This window comes from Streptococcus sp. zg-86, from assembly GCF_017639855.1.
GTDB classification, from domain to species: domain Bacteria; phylum Bacillota; class Bacilli; order Lactobacillales; family Streptococcaceae; genus Streptococcus; species Streptococcus zhangguiae.
The window spans coordinates 547,766-568,834 of sequence record NZ_CP072115.1 but is presented as its reverse complement, the minus strand read 5'-3'; the positions used below and the strand labels follow the sequence as shown (position 1 = coordinate 568,834).

Here is a 21,069-nt window from a genome sequence, read left to right as displayed (position 1 = left end):
ATACTATACCTCCTTTACGCTTTTGCGTTGATATAAATACCTGTCGCTTTGTTTTTGATAAGGAAGGCATCCATGTAGAAGCGAGATTGCAAGAGGTAGTTATCCGCAGTACGTGAATCATGACCAGGTGTGAAGACCTTGATGTAAGAATATTTCTCACGAGCAATGACACAAGACGGATGAATCAAGATGAAGTTCATCTGTTTCGCATCTGAAGCAGGTACACAACCGTCTGTGTAGTTGTATTTGGTCTTCATACGTGCAGACGGTACAACCTTGATTGTCACATCGTCAATGTCGTAGATAGAGCGATTCACACTTCCGTTTCCACCTGTCACGCCCAAGACACGCTGTAAGTCTTTGGCTTGCTTGAAGAGCTTGTTCACGGCTGGAGTCACATAAAGCACACGGCCTTCTGCTGGTACAGAAGCCTCATCCATTTTTTCCATGGCGTCGTCAAAGAGCGTCAAGATGTTTTCAGCTGTCAACTCATCAGTTGCGACTGTCGCACCGTTAGAAGCATAAGTCGTTGCTTCTTGATAGAGCTTAGAGTAGATATAGCTGTCTTTTTCAGGGATACCTTGTTCTGTCTCGAGCGTATTTTGAATGTTTGCCATAGCTAAAATCAAGTTAGTTTCATCCACGTCCATTGGGTCAATCGCAAATTCAATATCACGGTCGTGTTCGAGTTTCTTTGGCTCCCATTCGTTGCTTAGGTTACCTGAGTTGTAGCCTGTCGTAGCTCGTGAGTGATCCTTATAGCCAGATACCGTAATGCTTGGCAATTTAATGGTCTGTGCGTTCATAAAAGTGACTTGCGGGTTTGATAAGAACAAGTCATGAGAGGTCAACTCTCGTGCATATTTTTGTTGTAGTTCAGTACGGAACTGTTCAACGTAGTTGTAAACTGTCATGTATTTTCCTCATTTCTATTTGTTTCCAAAAGCGGCACTTAATAAGTCCGATGTGGTCGTTTGTTGGGCATTTCCTGTAGACCCAACTTGGTGAAAGCCGGTTGATTCTGACTTTTCAGGTTTCAGCGCGGGAACGTCTTCCAGCACTTTTGCGATAGCTGCCTTGAAGTCCTCTGCTTGTGATTCAAGCGTTAGGTTCGTTGTATCTGCGAGCTTGAGCACATAAGGCAGACTAGATGTTGGCAGTCCAGCTTCAACCGCTGCTAGTTGTAAGCTCTTTTCTAAAGTGGCTTGCAAGGCAAGTGATTCAGCTTGTTGGACTTGTTTCTGAAGGCTTGCGACATCTGGCATTGAGTTAGCTTTCTGCGTCTTAAAAGCCGTGATAGCTTCTGCGACTTCTTCACCACTCAAGCCCTGTTGTTTGAAGTAGTTCTTCAGAACTGTATCTTCTGCAACCTTCTGCTTGCCTTCGACAATGCTTGCGATTTTGTCATAATCAATCTCAGGAGTGCTAGCGGGTTGAGATTGAGCTGACGAGTCTTGACCACCGCTAGACCCTGTGTCTGTTGGTGCGTCGTAGAAAAATAATGGTTTTGCGAACATAGCGTTCTCCTTTCAGTTTTCAGGGTGTCTCCCTATTTCAGTTATTGGCACTGGTGTCTCCACGTAGTTTTACGCCTTCGGGCAAAAGAAAAACCGCATGAGCTTCATACGGTTCGATTATTTCCGTTTGTACCACGGTTTTTTCATGCGTTTCATCTCATTTTGAAGAAAATCCTGATTATCCGAAAGCATTTTCGTCACCTCACGAAAATGGTCTAACTCCTTATTCGTTCCCTCAGCATTTTTAGAAACCTGCACCTCCAGCCGTTCGGCACGACTAACCATCTGCTTTTGCGCCGCTTCAAGCAAGGTCTGCCGAGCTAGTAACTCTGCGTTTTTGCGTTCTAGTTCTGCCACTCTCTTTTCAAGAGCTGGCAATAGATATTTCTTTTTCATCCGTTTATTCATTTTGAATCTCCAAATGTTTCATATATGTATTTAGCCAAGGCTATAATAAAAACAACTATAAGTCCTATCAGAATTACAATCCAAGCAATTCCTAATAAAAAGCCAATAAATTGCCAAAGTGTGTATAACATTTCTCCTCCTTTTGACCACAAGAAAAGCACCTAGATTGTTCTAAGTGCTTGGCTATTATAACAATACTAATTCTTTTCCAACTATATCAGGAAAATTTTTATACTGAACAGATAAATCCTGTCGGAGATTTTTCCCGGAAGGCATTGTCACAAGAGCATCCGAAAAAACAACACCATCTACAGATACATCTGAATGGTTTCTGAAATCGTCAGGAAGACTGCTGTCCAAACTAATGACTAAACGTTTGCCTAGCTTGAGCACTTTAGTGATTTTCATCTTGTAACCTCCTTATCTCTTGTTCATAGTAAGCAATATCTTTTTTGACTTGCTCAATTTCAATATTTGGCAGTTTATAACGCTCTGCTTCTTGAATAGATTTTCTTTTGGCAGAAACTTCATTCAAAGCAACACTAAGAGCGGAACCATCATTTTCTCCTCGAAGATACTGCTCTGCATGCTCCAATTCTTCGAGTAAAGCAGAAATAGAGATATTTTCTCTCATAACGATAGTATAGGCATCTAATGTGACAGCCTCAGCGTTTTTCTCGTTTAGATAAATAATCGCATCCTCATCAAAAAGAAATTCTCCACCCCTTTTTCTAAACTTCCGAGACAAACGATTCATCTGTTCTTTGGAAGCTATTGACATTTTCGTGTGGTCAATAGCCTTCTTACGCATCATGCCATCCATATTTTTATTATACACCTCATCATCAAGGTTATCAAGCGATTTATCAAGATTATAGCCCTTTTCTTTCTCGAAGGCTTCCAACTTCTTACGAGCTAAAACCGTCTGCTTTTTCCACACTTCTTCCCTAGCGGAATAATGACGGACATTGTCGGGGTCTAAACTATGCCTAGCCAGTCTGCCAAAACGCCCTTTCTGCCGTTCCGCATACTGCGCCTTATTTTCTAAACGCTGTCTCTCTTTGATGTCTTCTAATTCAGAGCGAGTAAAAGTCTTCTCAGGTTCTGAGCTGATACCGGGGAAATAGGTCGTGTGCTTGTCTTTGCATCGTGGATGGTAGAGGCCTGCTGCCATGGCAGAACTAAGAAGCGGATACGATCCGTCAGATGCCTTGCCGCCGCTCCACACATCATCAATCAAGACCTTACCTTCAAAGGGCATACACAAAGGACAAGCATTCGTTCGCTTGTTTAAGATAACGGTGCTAATCCCCCACTCTTGGCGCTTCACGCCTTCGCCCATCAAATAAGCACGCTTAGTCGCTGTCCTGACTGCCATTTCCGCATAGGATACAATATTAACCAGCGTGCCGTTCTTATACTGGATACAGGTAATTCCCCGACTGAGAAAATCTTTGGTCGCCATGTCAATGGCTTTTTCGTAGGTAACTGCGCCTGTGTTAGCCGCAACCTGCGCATCAAAGATAATCCGTCTATACTGGTCATCTGTGTAGCGTAAAATCGCATGTTCTGCGACCTTCATATCATACTCAATCGCATTCAAAAGAGCGTTCAACTTGCGCTCGTTGATACCAAAGAACGACCCAGTAAGTCCGTCTCCGTGAGGAGATAAATCAAGTCCTTGCTTAATCGCTTCTAAGATAGCCAATTCTTCGCTATCCATGCCCTCACGATGTGCAACTTGAATAGCTGAAGCAATCCGACTGTTGATTTTCGCAAACTCCTTACCGTATTTCTTCGCATTAGATCGCTTGAAGCGCTGAAGCTCCCTTAGTTGTGCTACCTGCCACTGCTCCCACTCAAAACCTTCTGCTGATTCTTCTGCTTTGTGGCGTTTGAGATTACGGATCATGGACGAAAGTAGCTCTTCTTCGATTCTTTGAAAGGCTTTCGATACATCATAAGCCATTTTGGTATACCTTAAAACCTTTCGCCTTGAAACTGCGGACCTGTCGTTTCAGGGCTGTACGACTTTGAGAGTGACTGTTTAACATCTCCACTTTGTTGTCTTTTTCGACTGCGTAGATGCCAAAAGCGATGTTCTCACTCGCTATCTTCAACAGGCCCTTGACTTCCTTTCTTGACATCTGGTATGTCTTCGGACCTATCGTTACTATTTTCAAGGTCATTTTCTTCCTCCACTTCAAAATCATCTAGTGATTCATTTAAAAAAGGTTCTTCTGTTCCCGCAAAGCCCTGTTCTGCTTTCAAGCGAGCTACTTCCTCAGCTTTCCATTCTTTGTCCTTAGAATCACCGTACAATTCTTCTACGCTAGCTTCAATGGACATAATGCCACCAGTTTTAGCCTTGGCCACCGTCTCAACCTGACTTTCAAATGACGGATTGGCGTATTCTCCAAACGGTACTGTCACATCGACCTCTTCAATCGGTGATTTCGTAGCTATGTTCTGTGAATTGATAACCATACTAATTAAGCGTGGCAAGAACTCTTCTAAGGCCGTCACAATTGCATTGCGGGTGTAGAGTGTTGCTTTCTCTTTCTCACGTTGGGCTTCTGCGTTGTCTAGTTTCTTAACATCAATCCCGAGAGTTGACGGGCTGATGAGCCCCTGCAAAGCTAAATCAAGAGCTGTCACATACGTAGCTAAATAACTGTCATGCGGAATAGCTGCCTGTTGCAATTCAATCTGATTCTTAGCACCTTCACGCATATCCGCATCAGTTCTAATGAATCGATTATCAAAGCTATTCGGCTTCATGATTGCGCCAGTATTTGGATCACGAGGGATAAAACAGTCTGGGATATATTGCTTAGTTCGTCCTGCACGAAGCGCATCTATCCACTGACTCCAGGCTTCGTCTAAACTGTCAAAGCTATCCGCCTTTCTGTCAAAAATAGACTGCCCTCGACCTTCCCATTTGTTCGATGAGAAGATTGCAAAAGGTACACAAAGCATGACAGATTCATCAAACGTGTAGTCTTTTAAATCTTTCGTGTACTCCGTTGAACCCAACGAGCGCAACGTGCGACCTTCGTACAGCTCTGTCTTGATATACCCATAGCCATAGGTCTCAAGAAGCATATAGTGCTTATTCCGCTCCGTAAATGGCGTTTTAAATACCACTTCTTTCAAACGACCACGGTTGTAAACAATATCCACACGATCCCCTGTTACCCATTCAACAATTGGTAGCTGACTAACTTCCTTATCAAAAGAGATGCGAAAGGCTCCGTCTCCAACTACCAAAGATTCCTTAATAGCTTTCTCAAGTTGCTTGTTAAAGGCATTATCTTCGTCAATCTCTTTCCACAAGGCTTCATGTTGTGGATTAGTAAATTCTAGGTCGTTGAGGTCCGCCATAGTGATATCCGCTAACCTGTCCACAATCAGCCCTGGAATACCCGTGTGTACTTTTCGAATCTCCATACCTTGTGAACTTTTAGCACCCCAAAACAACAAATCCGCATTCGGTAGTTGTTCGTAGAGTTGCGTTAATTCAAACGAATCACCCCTATACCAAATCTTGTTTTTCAGGGCGTTTGATTCAAAGGTCAGCGCTTCTGTGATTGTAATCATCTGCGGTTGCGCAGACTCAATCTGTAAGAAATTCTTCAAACCGTTTCTAATCATGTCCATTAGTCCCAAATCTTACTCCTTTCGTCCGATTAAAGTTGCGTAGGGAAGCCACGCATATTGGCAAGCGTTGATTGTATGGTCGTTTGCGTCTTCTGGTTCGTCCTTATCCTCTTTCCAAGCATAGGTTTCTAATTCATTGATGTGATGGATACAGTGGTCGCATACCAGGTAATTCCCTTCCGCAATCCAACCTAGTTGAAAATTGATACGGTCAACAATCTTTGTTTTCTTGTAGGCTCCAATGAAATTGTAGATTGATCCATGCAATTGCTTGTGCTTGTTCATCTCCGTAATTGTCGCTTGGTCTGCGCTATCAATAAAGACATCACGCAAGAAGCCAAAACGTCCCACATTCTTGTCTAAGAAAGCAATGAACTTCACCACCGTGTCTGACGGCGCAATCGGTATTTCTCGTTCTGCGTTGTTGTAGACTTCTTCATCGAGAATATAGACTGCTCCAGCATCCGTAATTCCTAGGAAGTACATAGCAATTGTGTCAGGACTCTGCGATGAATAGGCTGTATCAAGACCTGCGCTAAACTTGACAAAGGTCTGCTTCATGGCTTCTGACAAAGTGACAAGATGTTTCTGTCTATCAAAATTCACAAAGACAAGACCTGTCGCTTTTCCTCTCAGTCCTAAAATCTTGTTCTTGTAGAGCTTCGTCCCAACGGGTGCTGAACGTTTCTTCTTTTCGATGTCTTCTGCGCTCAAGCTCTTGTTATCGTTGAATGTAAAAAACCAGTAGCGCCATGTCGGCACTTCTGGTTCAACTAAGTCTTTCATGATTTCCTGCGGAACATCATCTGCATATTTTTTGTAAGGACGTGAACGATTGATGAACTCCTTGTAGACCGGCAGATTAGGATTGTCCGGATTCAATGTCGCCATAAGATAGTCATTACGAGTGGACAGCTCACGGACAAATTCAATGTCTGCGGTGTTCACCTCATCAATATAGACACAGCCATACTGACCACCAAGAACCAGCTTCCACTTTTCTTTATTGTCATATCCGAGAACGTAGATAATCTTGTTCTCAAACTTGATATGCGGTAGTTTGAAATCCTTATCACCGTTCCCAAAATAAAGGGCGTTTCTATGAATGTCTAAAATACCGTTGTCTTGATTGATGATGTTCTTTTCTGCGACCCCAACAGTCTTAGCAGCGATGATATGGAATTTCTTTTTGCTTCGACTGACCGCCCGCATGAACTTAACGCCGACCCCAACAGTCGTTTTACCGGCCGCCGTCGTGCCTTCAAGAAAATCCGCATCCACATCTTTGAAAGTATTGCAAAAGTCAATGTATTTCTGTGACAAAGGGAAATTACTCTTCAAGACCGCCACCTCCCAGCTGATTAACGATATCATCGAATTTTGGAGATTCAGACACGATTACATCCGCCTCAACCTTATCTGTCCACAGTCTGTAATTTTTCCCCAATAGCTCTAAAGCTTTATTTCTATCGCTATTCTTTGTAGGGTACTCAACTAATTGCGGAACTTCGTTGTAGACTTTTACAGTCTTGCCCGTGCTTGGGTCTGGAATCAATTCAGCGACTTTTGTAGTCACCACTATAGTTTCCTTAGCTTGACCAGAAGCTATTTCTGAAAGCATGACCAAGACCTGTTTTTGCGTTAAAATCTTTTCATCTTGCAATTCTTCCATGCGATTTTTGAGATATTCAGAAATGCCAACATTTGCCAACAATTTATGCGACTGAGCTCTTGCATAATTCTTACTATACCCAGCTTTTATTGCAGCTTCCTCTGCCACTCCACAGATGATGTACTCATCTGCAAATCGTCTTTGTCTCTCATTCAATTTTCCACCACCTCCAATCAAAAAAGCCACACGCTTGTGTGACTAAAAGCACTTTATAATTTCTCTAAAATTTTAACTCCTACTATTTTCTCTCTTAAGGGACTTGTTGGATCAAAAACTATCTTTTTGCAACAAATGTAACTAACTTTATGCAATACTCCTGATTGCAAAAATTCTGGATAACGTAAATCTTTTGCAACTTCAAAATTATACTCATCCTCATCAAAAGACTGATTATCTGAGATTTTTATTTTCCCTGTATAACTATGAGAGTTTAACACTGTTATTTCACCGACTATCTCAAACGTCTCCTCCGTCAGATAGGAACGCTTTTTAAATAGGTTCGCATTCTCAGAATCTAATGTTAGCTCCCCTAAATCAGAAGCAAAATTAACGGTCTCCACCTTTGGATTGATAACTTTAGCTAACTCTGCAAAGTTTGGTGCTAACTGTTTTCCTAGTTCTGGTACGTAATTTGGATATTCGTAATAATTGACAGTTACATCATTACCGTTATTTACAACAACGACTGCCTTATCTCCATTATTTTCAATCTGCACACTTTTCCCCTCCCTCTTGGCTGCGGAAACTCTTTTTAAAAAATCGAAAGAATTCAAAATACACTCCCAAACCAAATCTCCGTGATCTCCAACCATTGGAACCAACGGCAATATGTAAGTTTGACAAAAAAGAATAACATCTGCCTGAAAAGAGCCAGGTCTAATATCTGCTATGTAGACCCTAAAATCTTCAGAATTCTCTGTAGTCATTCTATTCTGATTCGTTAAAAATAAGTAGGTCTTCTGCGATAACTTCTCAAAATTTTGCAATGATTTTATTAGATATTTTAATTCATATCCTTTTTCATCGTCCATTGCCTCGCCTGAAATATGCAAAGTAATCCTTTTTTCGCTTTCTGAACTCATATTAATTTCTCCAAATACTTTTATCACTTTAATAATACTATTAAAAAAGCCTTTACTCAATAGCATAAGAGGCTTTTTTGATAAAAATATGGAGTTTTGCATAAAATACAACGGAGAGTGCAGGATTCGAACCTGCGCCTGCGCCGTGAAAAGGCGATGTCTTAACCCCTTGACTAAGCTCTCCAAATGGCCAGAGCGCCATACGCTTCCTGACCTAATCCTATGACAATACCATTTTATCACCATAAATGGTCTACAAACTTCAGGCCAACTCTGCAAAAACTAGGTTTCATCTGCAATTTCTACAAGTAATACACCGCCACGGTATACTTCTGCGAACTCTATCAGCGCAATGGATAATGCGTGATAGTAACTCCCCTCGCTCATGAATAAACCATGATAGATTTCAAAATCATATTTAGGACGATTACATAAAAATTTCTCATACAAAATCCGCCTATGATACGGATCAAGCAGATGCCCTACTGCATACTCGATAGCTTCAAGCTCTGCTAGTGCATCTACCTTACTTATCGCCAACCGCTCAACTGGACGGCTCGGCGTGCTATGCGACTGTCTCGGCTCAAAGGAGTACGTAGCAGTAACTTTCTGACCGTCAACATCGCCTGCAATCCTGCGCCAACGTGGATATTCTTTCAGCTTCCTCTTAGCATTTCTGATTGTCTGTTTTTCATCAATCTCTGGAAAAAAAGTCACTCTCGCTCTCTCCTTTATGATATAATATTGATAAGGTTATTATTCACAAGGAGTCAGCACTTGCTGGCTTTTTTGTTTTCTTTGATAACTATACCACGGGAACTTCAGCACCATCTTCCCACGTTCTGACAAGACTTTCCCTGCCTCTTTTTGCTTCGGTGTTGGCTTCAGCTTCGGTTGCCTACGTTCCCACTCCAATCTTCTTGCTTGATTGTAAAGCAGGTCGATTTGAGGGACATAGCTATCTCTGACAACTCGACCAAATTTCCAAGCAGAAATAGTAGTCTGTTTTACGCCAATTTTGTCTGCGAGTTGCTGTTGCGTCCAGTAGTTGACTTTTAGAATGTACTCGATTTTCTCAGCTGTTGTCATCTTCTACCTCCACGATAAACGGATAAAACCACGAACGCTTAGAAAGCACTTCAGTAAGCACTCTATCTTTTAACTTAGTCAGCGGGATTTTAACAATCTCAAAATTTTCTTCATTTAGTTCGCCGTCCAACACCCCAAAATCCCATCTGATTAAGACACTATCTAGACTATCATGGATGAGCGCTCTCTTGTGTGAACATCGAACTGCGCCTTTGCCACCAAAATTTGATACATAAGCACCTGTTTTTTTGCGTTGTATAGCAAAAACACTATTCATCACTCCACCTCCTCAACTTCCGCACCATCACAATCGAACACCCAGCCAAATCCAGCTTGTTCTAATTCTTGTTTAGTGAAAGACTCATCGCATTTTTCATCAACAAAGAAGATTTTTGGTCCTAATTTTTTAAACGTCAATGGCTGACTTCCGTTGTTCGCAATCTTAACCTTGTATTTCTTCTCCTGTTCAACCTCAACCGCATCCAATCCATTTACAATCAATGTTGCAAGAGCAAGCTCTCTCTGACAATTCGTCTTATCATCATTGTCATATAGCCAAATCTGTAGTTCCTCAGCCTTGTCAAAGTCATTTTCAAAGTCAGAACTATAGAAATCGCAAAACCACTCATCAAAACCAGATAATTTGTCTTTATATTGCTCATAGTAGTCTACTGCTACTTGTGACACTTTGACTTTCTGCGGTTCATCGGGTTCAAGGTGTTCCGTCGCACAAGTAATTGTCGCTCCTTTATCAGTTTCGACTTCTGAAAATTGGCAACCACCGTATCCCTCAAAGTTGCGAACAACTACACCCCGAGTGATAACTCTGTCCCCTGTTTTAATCGCTTCTTGTTTATTCATCTGTTTTCTCCTCGATAATATCCAACGCCTCCTCGACACTTCTAGCCACTCCTGCTAAAGCGCCAAATAAGCGCATTCTTTCTATAAATTTTTCTTGCTCAGGTCTGATGCGACCTGATTTATTTTTTACTTCAATAAAAAATATCTTTCCGTCTGATTTAAAACCAAATAAATCTGAAAAACCTTTCGGTAGACCAGTGTCGAAATAGCGACCGTCCGCCATACGAACCTTTCCGACGTTTGCACGGAAACAAACAATATGTCGTCTCGCTAGCTCCATACGGATGGCATTTTGCACATCATGTTCCGAAAGTGACATAGCTGACTTTTCTTCTCGCTGATTCAACTGTACGTTCAAACTCCTCTCTAGTAAAAGTATCGCGACCCTTCACAGTACCAATAATAATCATTAAATTATCAATCGGATGTCCGTTTTCAAAAGCCCAACAAGCTGCTTTAAACAAATCATCATTGCGATTCATACACGTTCCTGATGTAACACGCTCATATGCTTCACGACCTTCATGTGTACCATTATTGGACGGCGTTGGTAATAATTCGCTGAAATACTGCGTGACAATGTGTTGCTTCGGCTTGAATGCTTGTTTTTCAAATTCTCCTTCATAGTACGGTAGACTATCAACCGCCTGTAAGACTTCTCGACCTTCTGACGGGAATATTTTCACATAGTTATTCTCGTGCGCCTTAATATCAATCCCCTTCATAATTTTTGGTTTTTGCCCATATGGAATATCATTGCGCTTTTTAAACAATATATGCATACCACCGCTGGCTGTGACTTCGATAAAGGTCTTACTGAAATTGTCAAGCAACTCCTCTTTGTACTCGCTGTTAAGCAACGAACTGTATCCATCTAATCCGTTGTTATATTGATCAGTCGTGGTGATTCGTAAAATATCCGCCCCACATGTTTGAATTAACCATTTAAGCCCTTTTGCTGTCGTTTCATCAAGTTCATGTGTATCGATATCAATTGCCCAAACCCCACGCATGAGAAGTGCATAATCACAATTTAGCCAATTAACCGATTTGATAATCTCTTCTGTAATTTGAATATCCTTGAATTTTATAATCGGACTACCAGTTTTTCGACTTAACGGAATAACCTGGTATCCTTTTTTTAAGAAATTTAATGCTGTATCATGATGTGCCACTCTGTAACCTCCGTAACCTCTGTAACCTCCAAAAATTCAGTAATATCAAGGGTTTTCGCCATATCGGTTACGCAGTTACGCAGTTACAGACCCCCCTACCCTTATATACTATATATAAATAACTTAAACAATTATTGTCTTTATTGAGTTGGTTTGTAACTGCGTAACCTTTTAAATTTTAACGGTGAAACTCCTTGTCCCCCAAGGGATTGAGGTGGTTACGCACCTTGCCATTAGGTGCGTAACCGTCTGTAACCTCAAATGACAAATTTATCAAAACGTTCCTGATTTTCAACGACATAGCCTCTAACAGCCTTACCATTTATTTTTTTTGATGTAGCTTTGACTCCGATTTCTGATAGTGCATTGCTCAGTTTAGCGTTGTTTCCGCGATACACCGCAACCGACAGGTCAACCACTTCCTTGTTTCCAGTACGCTGAACGAAATCAACTTCTTGCAACGAGTTAATAAGCGCAACTTGGAAATCATCTAAATCTATATCGTTAATAACTTCTACATTCTTCCATAGATACATTTCACCCTGTTGCTTAAAATATTCCATGGAGTTAAGTAGGAAACCCAAACTACCTTCGATTTTCGGAGACTTATCTCGATTCGTAAATGCTCGCCAATATTTTGCAAATATCTCTTCACGCTCAAAATCCGTCTCGCCTTCTGGCCTGTCCTGATACTGGATGAGAATCTTACGGCCGTTCATCTCATCAGATAACGCAACTGTTCGGTTTGTGTCTATGCATAGTACGCTTGACAGATTAACCAAGGATTGGTTTTGCCCAATTGACCGAGCAACATGCGTTTTTTCTGTTGCAATAATCTTTAACACTCGTTCCATAGCAAGACCTTGTATGTCGCCTTGTTCTGTCGCGAGTGCCATTTCTCCACCTGAGAACATCGACCACGCTTGCAAAGCTTCAAAACCGTTTGATTTTAGTGTGTCTAATTCAACATCAATTTTCTTGAACAATCCTGACAGCGCTATATGTCGTAACCCCTTCCCTGTTCGAACCCCAGACTTTGAGATAAAGAAATTTGTTTTCGGTCGGATTCCACACGCTACTTGAGCCATGTAGTAAGCTTGGAGTTGTGCATTATGAAGCGATTGATGGTCTGCGATGACATATTCAAGAAATTCCTGTGCAATTTTTTGTGAATCATATGCATTGGATAATTTCACGGGATAATGTTTGAAATACGATACATTCTGCTTAGGCGGTTCGTGTAGCAATTCATTCAATTCTAAGTCAATGATAAAATCTTGCCCAGCTATTTGATAGAGCTGGATATAATTGACCGGTTTCACATTCAAATAGTGATGAATCCCAGATAAAATTTCTATGATGTGGTTCGCGTCCTTGAAACCATACTTTGTTTGCAACGCATATTCATCTAGTAATCTGAATTGTCGATTGCTGACATCGTATAGAAATCCATCAATAATCGAATACTTCCCAAGAAGATAGTCGATGACGAGTTTCGCAAACGGCGGGAAATTATTTTCAGCATAATAAGTAACTCTAGCTGGACGATTGTCCGTTTCCTGAGTCATTTTGACTTCTCCGTAAATAAAGCGATAGGTTTTTCGTCCGTCGCTTGCGAAATACCCGATGTCTTTCGGCTCGACATTTGTAGATTCAAAATAATAGTAAACCTGGTTTTTATCATCCACATAGTGGACTTTGTATAACTGTTTTTTTAACTCCGCTTTTAATACCGATTCGCCAAATAGACTAGAACCCCAGTCTATTTGATAGAGCAATCGGCTAAGCGAATCGGATAGTCCTTTCATAGTGCTCCTTTAATGATTAAAACGGCAATCCATCTTCATTGATAGTTGTGGACGCTACATCTGTTTTTTCTTTCCAAACATGGTGACAAGCTGGGATGTCTGTAGGATTAGTAAAGCGAACTTTTGGATATTTCTCGCCGTTATATTCTTCCAGCTTCACACGAATCTTAGCTGTACGACCTTTAAAGTCATTGAGAAACGCTTCAAAACTATCATAATGCTTCCCTTCAGGAATACCGAGCGCTTTAGCTTTCCCCATTAGAATACCTATATGGTACTTCCCTGTCTGTGACGATTTATATTGTTCATCCCATAAGTGGGCATTTTGCTTTTCCTGCTGTACGTCATTGCGAACCACGTAGTCAATTACAACGCGCATCTTATCGTTTTTATTCTTGGCTTCATACGCATCGAAAACAATCATTTCATAGTCTTGTTCTTTAAAATCTGAAAACTCTTTTACTTCTGAAAAATCTGTTGTAAATCCCATGTGTTAATACCTCGTTATAATTTTATTTTTCTGTTTTTCTACCCACTTGCGGGCATTTTGATATTCTCGACTAGAAACACCAGTCATTCGAATAATATCATCGTCTGATACACGCATTTTGGCGTTGCCGACATAGTAAAACAATAATGTGTATAATGGTTTGCCACCATTTACTTTGGCTCTTGCTTTTGCAATCTGCCAGTTTTGCGACAAATCCGAACCATATTTACAGCCTGCAGTCCGCATTAACTGAAACTCTTGTCGCTTAATTTCAACTAGTTCGGCTTCAATGCGTTCTTTCTCAGCTTGTTCTCGCTCGCCAAAATCGTATCCACATAAATCGCAGACCGATTGAATCAAAGGCCACATCGCAGAACACTCTGGACACTGCTTAGCTTGGATAATATTGTCTGATTTCCTAGCTTTTTTCCAACCACCTTTAAAGTAAGCTTTCCAATTATGCGGTGTGTATGGCAGACTATGTATTTTCCAATTGACCACGCAGTCTATAATAGTCGCAACCTTACCTGGTTTATACCGCATAGATCGCATAGACTGTTGCAGATAAAGAACAAGTGATTTAGTTGGCCTGCATAAAATCGTCACTGAACAATCCGGTACATCGAAACCTTCACTGATTAAGTCGACATTACAGAGAACTTTAATCTCGCCATCTCTAAAACCCTGCATGAGCTTCTCCCGTTCGATTTTTGGGGTTTTAGAATCTACATGGACTGATTCTATACCTGCTTCGTTGAACTCCTTAGAAAAGCTCTTAGACGCTTCTATTGAGTGGGCGTATAAGATAGCCTGTTGACCATCTGCCCTCTTACGATATTCACGAACAACATCACCATAAATTGCCTTACCAAATGCTTCGTCAATCGAGCTGTTCGTATACTCACCATTTCTGGTTTTAAGCTTTGATGTATCAATAGCCAATAGGCTGTAGTATCTGCAATCTGCTAAACGTTGATGATCAATCAGCCATTGCACTGATTTTCCTTCAACCATGACATCGTATGTATCTGTAAAACCGGCACCTGACATTCGCCACGGGGTTGCAGTAAACCCAAGCCGTGGTACATCTGAAAAGTAATCGTAGATTGTTTGGTAGGTGCTCGCTTTTCCGTGATGTCCCTCGTCTGTAATAATGAGAGTTGGTTTTTTAAGAACAGCTAATCTATTTTTAGCTTTTCCAACCGTCAATAGAACTACTTGCGATAAATTGACTCCATGAACTGTCAAACTATGTGTTATTTGTTCAATCAACTCTTTACGATGAACTAGAAATAGGACCGTTCCGCCTTTATCTGTCGCACGTTTAATAATTTCCGAAATCACAACGGACTTACCGCTCCCAGGAGGGCTGACAATCATAACATTTTTGTCAGCTATATGGTTGCGTGCCTGTGCGATTAGGTCTAACTGATAATCAAATAATTCGTAAGCCATTAGTCATCACTCCCTTCAAAGCTGAACAACTTCTCTATCGAACAAGCTGTACGACCATCTAAACGATTTTTAGCATATGTTCCTTCTGAACCCTCTAAGACAACCCCACGATTACTTGTCTTGCTGTTGATAATGATACGACCAACAACATCTGTTAAACCAAGTAGTTGATTTAGTACATTAGACCGAATCTGCGGGACGTACTGTGTAATTAACTGACCTGTATCTAGCGATAACTCCCTCGTATCCTCCCAAGCAGTTACAAATATATTAATTTGCTTAGAATAGACCGCTGTCAATACTCGCAAAAAATAATTTGTCCATTGATTGTAATGTTGTAGCTCGTTTGAAATACCATTCTTCGATGTCCTTCCTGCTTCCACAAACCAATCAGATTGAAAACTGGTGAGGTTATCAATGACAAGATTATCGTATTCTTCCAGTACATCATCAACCTCTTTTAAAAATACATTCATAAACTCAGAAGGATGATTTCGATTAAATTCAATGACATCAATATTTTCTGCACCACCAAGAACCTTGCTTGAATGGTCCATATCAAGGACTAATGTTCTACCTTTCAAGGTTTTAATTACACTTGTCTTCCCAAGACCTGGCTTTCCGTATAGTAAGACACGCCAATTTTTGGTCCGTTCAATTTCTGTCGCCTTCGTAATCTTCATATCCAATCCTCCTCGCTCAATGTCGCACAATCCCAATTGCGGATAATATCTGCTACTGCTTCTTCTGTATCATAAGAATGTTGAATTTGTTTGCGCTTTTCATCAAATACTGGTTTTAAAGGAAGTTCTGCAACACCAGATTGATACTCTTTCAAAACAGAAGCAATCGCTTCGCGAATGTTAACCGTTAATTCCTCAAGAAACCTTTTCTCCGAAATCAGAATCTTCGTCTTAGGAATAGGTACAAAGCCTGTGGCTTGGGTGTCAAATTTATCGTAAGAGTGCATTTCTACGATGAGTCGTTTGTTTTCTGTTACATAAAACTTCATAAATCCTCCATAAAATAGTCCTCTAAAAAACGGATGTATTCTGTTAAATAATCCATTTGTTCATGTCGATAACCTAATTTCAAGGAAAATATACAGCGAATAGCTTCATCGCGTAACAGGATAAATTCCTTTACTCCAATAGGCATATCATCATGCATTAGCTCTATTAATTCATCTTGTGTCATAACTTTGCAATCTCCTGTAACAACGAACGAATTTCCTTGCAATTCAACCGAATCTGATTGCTGTCCGTTTCCCGTCGATTTGCACTACGCAATTGCTCGACAAGCTCTAACAAGACCTCTTTCGTATAGGTTAAAAACTCTTTCTTTTCTTCATCAGCTTTATAATAAAACTCATAATCAAGTGAACCGTCCTCTTTACGAACGCAGATTTTGTATTGGTTAATATCCCTATAAACATTTGAGCGAACAAAACCTTCTTCCAAATTTAGCGCCTCAGCTACTTCTTTATAGGTCGCATCAGGATGTTCACGATAATAAACGCGGATGCTCTCTGCTTTACTCATACCACCAAACCCCTCTCTCTGTCTCGAATCATTAGCACTTCGTATTGCGACATGCTTTCCAGCTCCTCACGCTGTGCTTTTGATACGGATAGCCCCTGTAACTTCACATAGCGTTCAATCTCATCAATAACATTCATTTTTCCAATCATTATCTGATACTCCTTTCCCAAATCGAGCTTTTAGCTCCTCGTTGTAAATTTCTTCTCTAAACTCATCTGAGTTCATCTGTTTTGTCAGCTTAAAACCGTATCGAATAGCCATAAAAGCTACCACCGCCATTGCATAAAATCCGATTGTAATCATTTCTTTAATTTCCTCAGTTTCTTCCTGTTCGTCTCAAGTTCGTTCTTCCACTCCAAACTCCCTCTATAATCAAGGTATCGCTTGAACACTTTAGCATCTACTAATCTTCCGTGATCCGACAGGAGCACACTCCAGCGTGGAATATCCTTCATTTCTCGTCTGCATGTTCCTGCGTGTTCCGGTGTAATACTAAAGGTCTTAGCAGCGGTTTCATCACTTAACAGAAGCGGTGTAATAATAACTTCTTTAACTAATGTCACTTCCATAGCTTTTTATCCTTTCTTGTGATATAATTTAAGTAAGTAAATTTTGGTAAGTCACTGTTCCCGCAGTGGCTTTTTTATTTTCTAAATTCATCCAAACTGACATCTAGTGCGTCAGCGATTTTCACCATGTTCCTGAACGAAATTCGTTCGTTACGCATGTTTTGAATAGTGTTCCTGTGAATGCCTGTCATTTTAGATAATTCAACCATTGTCAATTTTTTAGCTTTCAAATGTTTTTTTAGCACTTCCCACATAAGATTCCTTTCTAAAATACACTTTATACGGTAATGAAATAAAATTGTAATACTATATATTGTGCATTCTGATATAATATTCTTAGATTAGCGACCCTTACCAACGAGTTAATCTAAAAATCTAACGAAAGGAGGAAATAATTATGGATAAACAATTTAACGATTTTCTGAAACAACTCACGCCTGAAACAATTTCAAGTATTGTTAATAAAGCACAGACAACACTTGATGATAGTCGAGAAGAATTCAAAGAAAATCCATCGACAAACCTCGGTAACCAAGTTTGCGTCATCTCAACGTGGATTTCTCTTGGTCTGCTTGAAGAGTACCACGAATGGCTCCAGAAATAGCTCTGGCCACTTCTATTGGGTCTATTGCAAGTGCGATAGACCTATTTTTCTTCCCCCTATACGGATAATGCATCGGTCTCATCCCTTCCCTCCTTTCCTACCCCACCAGCTCATTCACCGTACAGCCCAATTCACGAGCCACCGCCTTTGCCTGTGGGAGTGTTAACGTCCGCAAATCATTCTCTACACGAGATAAGAATGCGTAATCTAATAGCGTCTTCTCCGCCAGCTCTCGCAAGGACATTTCCTTGTCCTCTCGCAGCCTACGCATGCGCTCACCATAAGTCATATCTGCCCTCCTCTCCATTAGTTAAGTTTGTTGTGTTTGTCAACAACAAACTTTGATAAATGTAGTTTATCAAGCAAATTTTTTTGAAATGGTTGGATTGATTAGTTTTGTACGAATTTTCGTATGTAAAGTTAAAATTTTTTATCCTGAAATACTTCCTTCAGAAAACAGAAAGACCATATCGTATTCAGGAAAAAATCTAGTCTGTATAGCTAACGCTTCTCCAAATTTAAAATCTGATTTTCCGTCGATTTTATCTCTGATAGTCTGATATTTCACGCCCAAAAAATCTGCCATATCCACCAAAGTTACATTTTTTTCCTGACGAACTCTTTCAATATTTAACAATAACCCTCACTCCTTTCTTTTTCAAAATGTGATATAATACAGTTGGCACTAACGATATCGCCTTAGAAAAGGAGGTACCGCTTATGTGCGATTTCATCATATTCTTACTTACCGCAATCGTTGACGCTATTGTCAGCTGGTTGGTGGCTCGCTGGTTAGACGACCACTTCGGCAAGTAATCACGGTTAGTGTCTTCTAACCCACAACAAAAGCCCCTAGATTGCTGGAACAGTCTAGGGGCTTTGTGTAGCACTAATCTTAGTGCGATTTCATCTTCCCCTATATTATCCCACATACGAATGATGTTGTCAACAAAATCGTCAGATAAACTTGATATACGTCCATAGAAAGACAATCCAGATGATCGCAACAACTATCCAACCGATATTCAACCAAAATCTCTTTTTATCTTTCATTTTGGCTAGAGATATGCTATAATCAAAATACGCTAAAGGGTTGGGGCTTTCGCCCCTCTGCTTTAGTCTTTTAGTAGCCACTCTAGGATTTTCATGATGATTGGTAGAATCCCTAGAGCGATTTGAACTTTTAGCTCTTTTGCTAAAGGTTCTTTTTTTGCTCCTCGCCGTCGTTTGTACTTCCGACTCAGCATATCTCTTTCCTCCTTTCCTTATTTCTGAATCTATTATATACGAATTTTCGTACATTGTCAACTACTTTTTTTAAAAAATTTTATGTTTTTTTATTTTACATACGATTTTTCGTATGATATAATGAAGAAAAAGGAGCTGGACTGATGAATGAAACTGAATTAAAAAGAATGATTGAGCACCGTTATAACAGCGTCCGTGCATTCGCTTTAGAAAACGAAATTCCTTACACAACAATGCGTTCAATTCTTGAGCGTGGTATTATGAACGCAAAAGCTGAAACAATATTTAAGATATGTGCGGCGTTAGGAATTAAACCTGAAATATTCGCCACCTCACCAGACGCAAAAAATGGCACCGTACAGGCGATAAATGATAAGGTGGTACAATTACACCCCGAACGCCAAGAAAACGTGCTAGGCTACGCTACGGAGCAATTAGAGGAGCAAGAAAAGGAGGAACAACCACCTTTAGAGATTAACGAACCACTCTTTGAGTATCACGTCTTCGAAAAACTCTCAGCTGGGACTGGAGCAACTTACTGGGAAGACCGCAACTACGACACTGTCTATTTTGACAAAGAAATCACCCACGACCTCGCAAGTTGGGTCTATGGCGATTCCATGGAACCAAAATACCTTGACGGCTCCATTGCCCTCATCAAAGATACAGGATTTGACTACGACGGTGCAATCTATGCCGTAGACTGGGATGGACAATCCTACATCAAGAAAGTCTATAAAGAAAAAGACGGCCTCCGCCTCGTCTCCCTCAACAAAAAATACGCCGACAAATTCGCCCCCTACACCGAAGACCCACGTATCATCGGCAAGGTCGTTGGTAACTTCTTACCGATGGAGAGATGAAAAAGGATGGAGGAATCATGAATAGCAAGCCAAAGTTATCATTTGAAGGGTTACTAGGTAAATTTGCAGAGAAAAAGATTGATTTTGGCTCTTATTCGAAAGACGAAATTATCGCTTATCTTAGAGAACGAAGTTATTACTACAAAATTTCAAGTTATCGAAAGAATTTTCCAAAACTACCTCAAAATAAGGGATACGACAAGCTAACATTCGACCATTTGGTTGTCTCAGCAAATTTAGACGTAAGGCTTAGAGAATATTTGATGAATTTGACATTGGATATTGAACACGCAACTCGAACTAGACTGATGACGATAATGACAGACATGAATGAGATTGAAGGCTATGAAATAGTTGAAGATTTCCAAGACGAATATCCTGAAAGATTTGCAGAAATATTAGAACGTTTCAGACACAACGATTATAAAAAAGATATGTTTGAAAAACGAACACAAATCTCTGTATGGGTCCTAATGGAAATTATTGATTACGGTACCTTGATTCAATTTCTTCAATTTTTCAGTACAAAATACCCAAATCCACCTGAAAAACTATATACACCTCATCATAAATTTATCAAAAATATAAGGAACTCCTGCGCGCACAACGATGTATTTTTGATAAATATTTTCGACCAATCATATAACGTTCCTCGTCCAGCGGCTGCTATCAAATCTTTCGCTTCAGAAATGAATATTCTGCCAGCTTTGGTCAGATATAGAAAAATAATTGATATTGTCGTACTTTTCTATATTCATAAAAAAATATGTTCTGACAACTTAAACGGACGCCGATACCGAGAAGGACGATTGATTATCGAAAAATACCAGGAAAATAACATACTTTTGTCACATTCAACATCAATCGCAAAATTATTTCAATCAGTTTTAAGTAAATGTGTTGACTTTTTACAAAAATCATAATAGAATGATTATGAGGAAACAAGGTTTTGCCCTTGGCTCGCATTATCGGGTTATGGAAAAAAGTCAACAGAAATGTTGGCTTTTTTCTATTTACAGAAAAAAAC

At 40.2% G+C, this 21,069-nt stretch carries 32 protein-coding genes and 1 tRNA gene; 3 read left to right on the top strand and 30 right to left on the bottom strand.

Annotation, left to right across the window (positions count from 1 at the left end; translation table 11 throughout):
- Positions 1–14: 14 nt before the first annotated feature.
- The 28 genes from J5M87_RS02925 to J5M87_RS02795 all read right to left on the bottom strand — a co-directional run bounded on the left by J5M87_RS02925 (position 15) and on the right by J5M87_RS02795 (position 17,581).
- Entirely contained in the window at positions 15–914 is a 900-nt protein-coding gene (locus tag J5M87_RS02925; protein ID WP_154608252.1) for a capsid protein, read from the bottom strand.
- Between the two features lie 15 nt (positions 915–929).
- Positions 930–1,517, bottom strand: coding sequence for a hypothetical protein (locus tag J5M87_RS02920; protein WP_154608251.1), 588 nt, complete (start codon positions 1,515–1,517; stop codon positions 930–932).
- A gap of 117 nt (positions 1,518–1,634) precedes the next feature.
- Positions 1,635–1,925, bottom strand: a complete 291-nt coding sequence (locus J5M87_RS02915) for a hypothetical protein (protein WP_154608250.1) — start codon at positions 1,923–1,925, stop codon at positions 1,635–1,637.
- On the bottom strand, positions 1,922–2,056 hold the full coding sequence (locus J5M87_RS09850) for a hypothetical protein (protein ID WP_258232206.1): 135 nt from the start codon (positions 2,054–2,056) through the stop codon (positions 1,922–1,924). The genes J5M87_RS02915 and J5M87_RS09850 overlap by 4 nt, the downstream gene beginning before the upstream one ends.
- A gap of 55 nt (positions 2,057–2,111) precedes the next feature.
- Complete coding sequence (locus tag J5M87_RS02910; protein WP_154608249.1) at positions 2,112–2,333, bottom strand: hypothetical protein; 222 nt, start codon at positions 2,331–2,333, stop codon at positions 2,112–2,114.
- Positions 2,320–3,894, bottom strand: a complete 1,575-nt coding sequence (locus tag J5M87_RS02905) for a phage minor capsid protein (RefSeq protein WP_154608248.1) — start codon at positions 3,892–3,894, stop codon at positions 2,320–2,322. The genes J5M87_RS02910 and J5M87_RS02905 overlap by 14 nt, the downstream gene beginning before the upstream one ends.
- A gap of 134 nt (positions 3,895–4,028) precedes the next feature.
- Entirely contained in the window at positions 4,029–5,585 is a 1,557-nt protein-coding gene (locus J5M87_RS02900; RefSeq protein ID WP_154608247.1) for a phage portal protein, read from the bottom strand.
- 12 nt (positions 5,586–5,597) lie between these two features.
- Positions 5,598–6,908: a terminase gene (locus J5M87_RS02895; RefSeq protein ID WP_230082361.1), complete on the bottom strand. Its 1,311-nt coding sequence runs from the start codon at positions 6,906–6,908 to the stop codon at positions 5,598–5,600.
- Positions 6,909–6,915: 7 nt separating this feature from the next.
- On the bottom strand, positions 6,916–7,413 hold the full coding sequence (locus J5M87_RS02890) for a terminase small subunit (RefSeq protein ID WP_230082360.1): 498 nt from the start codon (positions 7,411–7,413) through the stop codon (positions 6,916–6,918).
- Positions 7,414–7,466: 53 nt separating this feature from the next.
- Complete coding sequence (locus tag J5M87_RS02885) at positions 7,467–8,339, bottom strand: hypothetical protein (RefSeq protein ID WP_154608245.1); 873 nt, start codon at positions 8,337–8,339, stop codon at positions 7,467–7,469.
- Between the two features lie 111 nt (positions 8,340–8,450).
- A tRNA-Glu gene (locus J5M87_RS02880) sits at positions 8,451–8,523 on the bottom strand.
- A 98-nt stretch (positions 8,524–8,621) separates the two neighbouring features.
- The gene (locus tag J5M87_RS02875; RefSeq protein WP_160463205.1) at positions 8,622–9,056 is read right to left on the bottom strand and encodes an ArpU family phage packaging/lysis transcriptional regulator; all 435 of its coding nucleotides are present in this window, start codon (positions 9,054–9,056) and stop codon (positions 8,622–8,624) included.
- Positions 9,057–9,095: 39 nt separating this feature from the next.
- A complete protein-coding gene (locus tag J5M87_RS02870; protein ID WP_154608244.1) occupies positions 9,096–9,428 on the bottom strand; it encodes a helix-turn-helix transcriptional regulator in 333 nt (110 codons plus the stop codon).
- Positions 9,415–9,705 (bottom strand): hypothetical protein, encoded by a 291-nt coding sequence (locus tag J5M87_RS02865; RefSeq protein WP_154608243.1) that lies wholly within the window; start codon positions 9,703–9,705, stop codon positions 9,415–9,417. The genes J5M87_RS02870 and J5M87_RS02865 overlap by 14 nt, the downstream gene beginning before the upstream one ends.
- Positions 9,705–10,289 (bottom strand): DUF1642 domain-containing protein, encoded by a 585-nt coding sequence (locus J5M87_RS02860; protein WP_154608242.1) that lies wholly within the window; start codon positions 10,287–10,289, stop codon positions 9,705–9,707. Before J5M87_RS02860 ends, J5M87_RS02865 begins: the two co-directional genes overlap by 1 nt.
- Positions 10,282–10,608, bottom strand: a complete 327-nt coding sequence (locus tag J5M87_RS02855; protein WP_154608241.1) for a VRR-NUC domain-containing protein — start codon at positions 10,606–10,608, stop codon at positions 10,282–10,284. Before J5M87_RS02855 ends, J5M87_RS02860 begins: the two co-directional genes overlap by 8 nt.
- Positions 10,589–11,464, bottom strand: a complete 876-nt coding sequence (locus J5M87_RS02850; protein ID WP_160463206.1) for a bifunctional DNA primase/polymerase — start codon at positions 11,462–11,464, stop codon at positions 10,589–10,591. Before J5M87_RS02850 ends, J5M87_RS02855 begins: the two co-directional genes overlap by 20 nt.
- A 257-nt stretch (positions 11,465–11,721) precedes the next feature.
- Positions 11,722–13,272 (bottom strand): phage resistance protein, encoded by a 1,551-nt coding sequence (locus J5M87_RS02845; protein WP_154608240.1) that lies wholly within the window; start codon positions 13,270–13,272, stop codon positions 11,722–11,724.
- A 16-nt stretch (positions 13,273–13,288) separates the two neighbouring features.
- Positions 13,289–13,762: a DUF669 domain-containing protein gene (locus J5M87_RS02840; protein WP_154608239.1), complete on the bottom strand. Its 474-nt coding sequence runs from the start codon at positions 13,760–13,762 to the stop codon at positions 13,289–13,291.
- Positions 13,763–13,765: 3 nt separating this feature from the next.
- Positions 13,766–15,217: a DEAD/DEAH box helicase gene (locus tag J5M87_RS02835; protein WP_154608238.1), complete on the bottom strand. Its 1,452-nt coding sequence runs from the start codon at positions 15,215–15,217 to the stop codon at positions 13,766–13,768.
- Positions 15,217–15,900 carry an AAA family ATPase gene (locus J5M87_RS02830; RefSeq protein WP_154608237.1) on the bottom strand — a complete coding sequence of 228 codons (684 nt, stop codon included), beginning with the start codon at positions 15,898–15,900 and terminating at the stop codon, positions 15,217–15,219. The genes J5M87_RS02835 and J5M87_RS02830 overlap by 1 nt, the downstream gene beginning before the upstream one ends.
- On the bottom strand, positions 15,897–16,229 hold the full coding sequence (locus J5M87_RS02825; protein WP_154608236.1) for a hypothetical protein: 333 nt from the start codon (positions 16,227–16,229) through the stop codon (positions 15,897–15,899). Before J5M87_RS02825 ends, J5M87_RS02830 begins: the two co-directional genes overlap by 4 nt.
- The gene (locus J5M87_RS02820; RefSeq protein ID WP_154608235.1) at positions 16,226–16,414 is read right to left on the bottom strand and encodes a hypothetical protein; all 189 of its coding nucleotides are present in this window, start codon (positions 16,412–16,414) and stop codon (positions 16,226–16,228) included. The genes J5M87_RS02825 and J5M87_RS02820 overlap by 4 nt, the downstream gene beginning before the upstream one ends.
- Positions 16,411–16,758 (bottom strand): hypothetical protein, encoded by a 348-nt coding sequence (locus J5M87_RS02815; protein WP_154608234.1) that lies wholly within the window; start codon positions 16,756–16,758, stop codon positions 16,411–16,413. Before J5M87_RS02815 ends, J5M87_RS02820 begins: the two co-directional genes overlap by 4 nt.
- Complete coding sequence (locus tag J5M87_RS02810; protein ID WP_154608233.1) at positions 16,755–16,907, bottom strand: hypothetical protein; 153 nt, start codon at positions 16,905–16,907, stop codon at positions 16,755–16,757. The genes J5M87_RS02815 and J5M87_RS02810 overlap by 4 nt, the downstream gene beginning before the upstream one ends.
- Positions 16,882–17,061, bottom strand: coding sequence for a hypothetical protein (locus J5M87_RS02805; protein WP_154608232.1), 180 nt, complete (start codon positions 17,059–17,061; stop codon positions 16,882–16,884). Before J5M87_RS02805 ends, J5M87_RS02810 begins: the two co-directional genes overlap by 26 nt.
- Positions 17,058–17,327 (bottom strand): hypothetical protein, encoded by a 270-nt coding sequence (locus J5M87_RS02800; RefSeq protein ID WP_154608231.1) that lies wholly within the window; start codon positions 17,325–17,327, stop codon positions 17,058–17,060. Before J5M87_RS02800 ends, J5M87_RS02805 begins: the two co-directional genes overlap by 4 nt.
- A 74-nt stretch (positions 17,328–17,401) precedes the next feature.
- A complete protein-coding gene (locus tag J5M87_RS02795) occupies positions 17,402–17,581 on the bottom strand; it encodes a helix-turn-helix domain-containing protein (RefSeq protein ID WP_154608230.1) in 180 nt (59 codons plus the stop codon).
- A 143-nt stretch (positions 17,582–17,724) separates the two neighbouring features.
- On the opposite strand from J5M87_RS02795, the gene J5M87_RS02790 reads away from it, so the two are divergent.
- Complete coding sequence (locus J5M87_RS02790) at positions 17,725–17,931, top strand: hypothetical protein (RefSeq protein WP_154608229.1); 207 nt, start codon at positions 17,725–17,727, stop codon at positions 17,929–17,931.
- A 97-nt stretch (positions 17,932–18,028) separates the two neighbouring features.
- On the opposite strand, the gene J5M87_RS02785 is transcribed toward J5M87_RS02790, so the two are convergent.
- Together J5M87_RS02785 and J5M87_RS02780 are read right to left on the bottom strand one after the other, a co-directional pair.
- A complete protein-coding gene (locus tag J5M87_RS02785) occupies positions 18,029–18,202 on the bottom strand; it encodes a helix-turn-helix domain-containing protein (protein WP_230082359.1) in 174 nt (57 codons plus the stop codon).
- Between the two features lie 159 nt (positions 18,203–18,361).
- Positions 18,362–18,517: a DNA-binding protein gene (locus tag J5M87_RS02780; protein ID WP_068994103.1), complete on the bottom strand. Its 156-nt coding sequence runs from the start codon at positions 18,515–18,517 to the stop codon at positions 18,362–18,364.
- Between the two features lie 805 nt (positions 18,518–19,322).
- Between J5M87_RS02780 and J5M87_RS02775 the strand changes: the two genes are divergently transcribed.
- Positions 19,323–20,042, top strand: coding sequence for a LexA family transcriptional regulator (locus J5M87_RS02775; RefSeq protein WP_230082358.1), 720 nt, complete (start codon positions 19,323–19,325; stop codon positions 20,040–20,042).
- Entirely contained in the window at positions 20,039–20,965 is a 927-nt protein-coding gene (locus J5M87_RS02770; RefSeq protein ID WP_230082357.1) for an Abi family protein, read from the top strand. The genes J5M87_RS02775 and J5M87_RS02770 overlap by 4 nt, the downstream gene beginning before the upstream one ends.
- Positions 20,966–21,069: the final 104 nt, after the last annotated feature.

Coding starts and splice junctions, on each gene's coding strand:
- J5M87_RS02855 (WP_154608241.1), bottom strand. CDS start 10,608: ATGTCACTTTCGGAACATGATGTGCAAAATGCCATCCGTATGGAGCTA.
- J5M87_RS02795 (WP_154608230.1), bottom strand. CDS start 17,581: ATGTGGGAAGTGCTAAAAAAACATTTGAAAGCTAAAAAATTGACAATG.
- J5M87_RS02920 (WP_154608251.1), bottom strand. CDS start 1,517: ATGTTCGCAAAACCATTATTTTTCTACGACGCACCAACAGACACAGGG.
- J5M87_RS02885 (WP_154608245.1), bottom strand. CDS start 8,339: ATGAGTTCAGAAAGCGAAAAAAGGATTACTTTGCATATTTCAGGCGAG.
- J5M87_RS02905 (WP_154608248.1), bottom strand. CDS start 3,894: ATGGCTTATGATGTATCGAAAGCCTTTCAAAGAATCGAAGAAGAGCTA.
- J5M87_RS02775 (WP_230082358.1), top strand. CDS start 19,323: ATGAATGAAACTGAATTAAAAAGAATGATTGAGCACCGTTATAACAGC.
- J5M87_RS02865 (WP_154608243.1), bottom strand. CDS start 9,705: ATGAATAGTGTTTTTGCTATACAACGCAAAAAAACAGGTGCTTATGTA.
- J5M87_RS02830 (WP_154608237.1), bottom strand. CDS start 15,900: ATGAAGATTACGAAGGCGACAGAAATTGAACGGACCAAAAATTGGCGT.
- J5M87_RS02785 (WP_230082359.1), bottom strand. CDS start 18,202: ATGCGTAGGCTGCGAGAGGACAAGGAAATGTCCTTGCGAGAGCTGGCG.
- J5M87_RS02770 (WP_230082357.1), top strand. CDS start 20,039: ATGAAAAAGGATGGAGGAATCATGAATAGCAAGCCAAAGTTATCATTT.
- J5M87_RS02815 (WP_154608234.1), bottom strand. CDS start 16,758: ATGAGTAAAGCAGAGAGCATCCGCGTTTATTATCGTGAACATCCTGAT.
- J5M87_RS02800 (WP_154608231.1), bottom strand. CDS start 17,327: ATGGAAGTGACATTAGTTAAAGAAGTTATTATTACACCGCTTCTGTTA.
- J5M87_RS02840 (WP_154608239.1), bottom strand. CDS start 13,762: ATGGGATTTACAACAGATTTTTCAGAAGTAAAAGAGTTTTCAGATTTT.
- J5M87_RS02915 (WP_154608250.1), bottom strand. CDS start 1,925: ATGAATAAACGGATGAAAAAGAAATATCTATTGCCAGCTCTTGAAAAG.
- J5M87_RS02925 (WP_154608252.1), bottom strand. CDS start 914: ATGACAGTTTACAACTACGTTGAACAGTTCCGTACTGAACTACAACAA.
- J5M87_RS02860 (WP_154608242.1), bottom strand. CDS start 10,289: ATGAATAAACAAGAAGCGATTAAAACAGGGGACAGAGTTATCACTCGG.
- J5M87_RS02825 (WP_154608236.1), bottom strand. CDS start 16,229: ATGAAGTTTTATGTAACAGAAAACAAACGACTCATCGTAGAAATGCAC.
- J5M87_RS02845 (WP_154608240.1), bottom strand. CDS start 13,272: ATGAAAGGACTATCCGATTCGCTTAGCCGATTGCTCTATCAAATAGAC.
- J5M87_RS02810 (WP_154608233.1), bottom strand. CDS start 16,907: ATGATTGGAAAAATGAATGTTATTGATGAGATTGAACGCTATGTGAAG.
- J5M87_RS02805 (WP_154608232.1), bottom strand. CDS start 17,061: ATGATTACAATCGGATTTTATGCAATGGCGGTGGTAGCTTTTATGGCT.
- J5M87_RS02835 (WP_154608238.1), bottom strand. CDS start 15,217: ATGGCTTACGAATTATTTGATTATCAGTTAGACCTAATCGCACAGGCA.
- J5M87_RS02790 (WP_154608229.1), top strand. CDS start 17,725: ATGGATAAACAATTTAACGATTTTCTGAAACAACTCACGCCTGAAACA.
- J5M87_RS02900 (WP_154608247.1), bottom strand. CDS start 5,585: ATGGACATGATTAGAAACGGTTTGAAGAATTTCTTACAGATTGAGTCT.
- J5M87_RS02910 (WP_154608249.1), bottom strand. CDS start 2,333: ATGAAAATCACTAAAGTGCTCAAGCTAGGCAAACGTTTAGTCATTAGT.
- J5M87_RS02820 (WP_154608235.1), bottom strand. CDS start 16,414: ATGACACAAGATGAATTAATAGAGCTAATGCATGATGATATGCCTATT.
- J5M87_RS09850 (WP_258232206.1), bottom strand. CDS start 2,056: ATGTTATACACACTTTGGCAATTTATTGGCTTTTTATTAGGAATTGCT.
- J5M87_RS02870 (WP_154608244.1), bottom strand. CDS start 9,428: ATGACAACAGCTGAGAAAATCGAGTACATTCTAAAAGTCAACTACTGG.
- J5M87_RS02780 (WP_068994103.1), bottom strand. CDS start 18,517: ATGGCAGATTTTTTGGGCGTGAAATATCAGACTATCAGAGATAAAATC.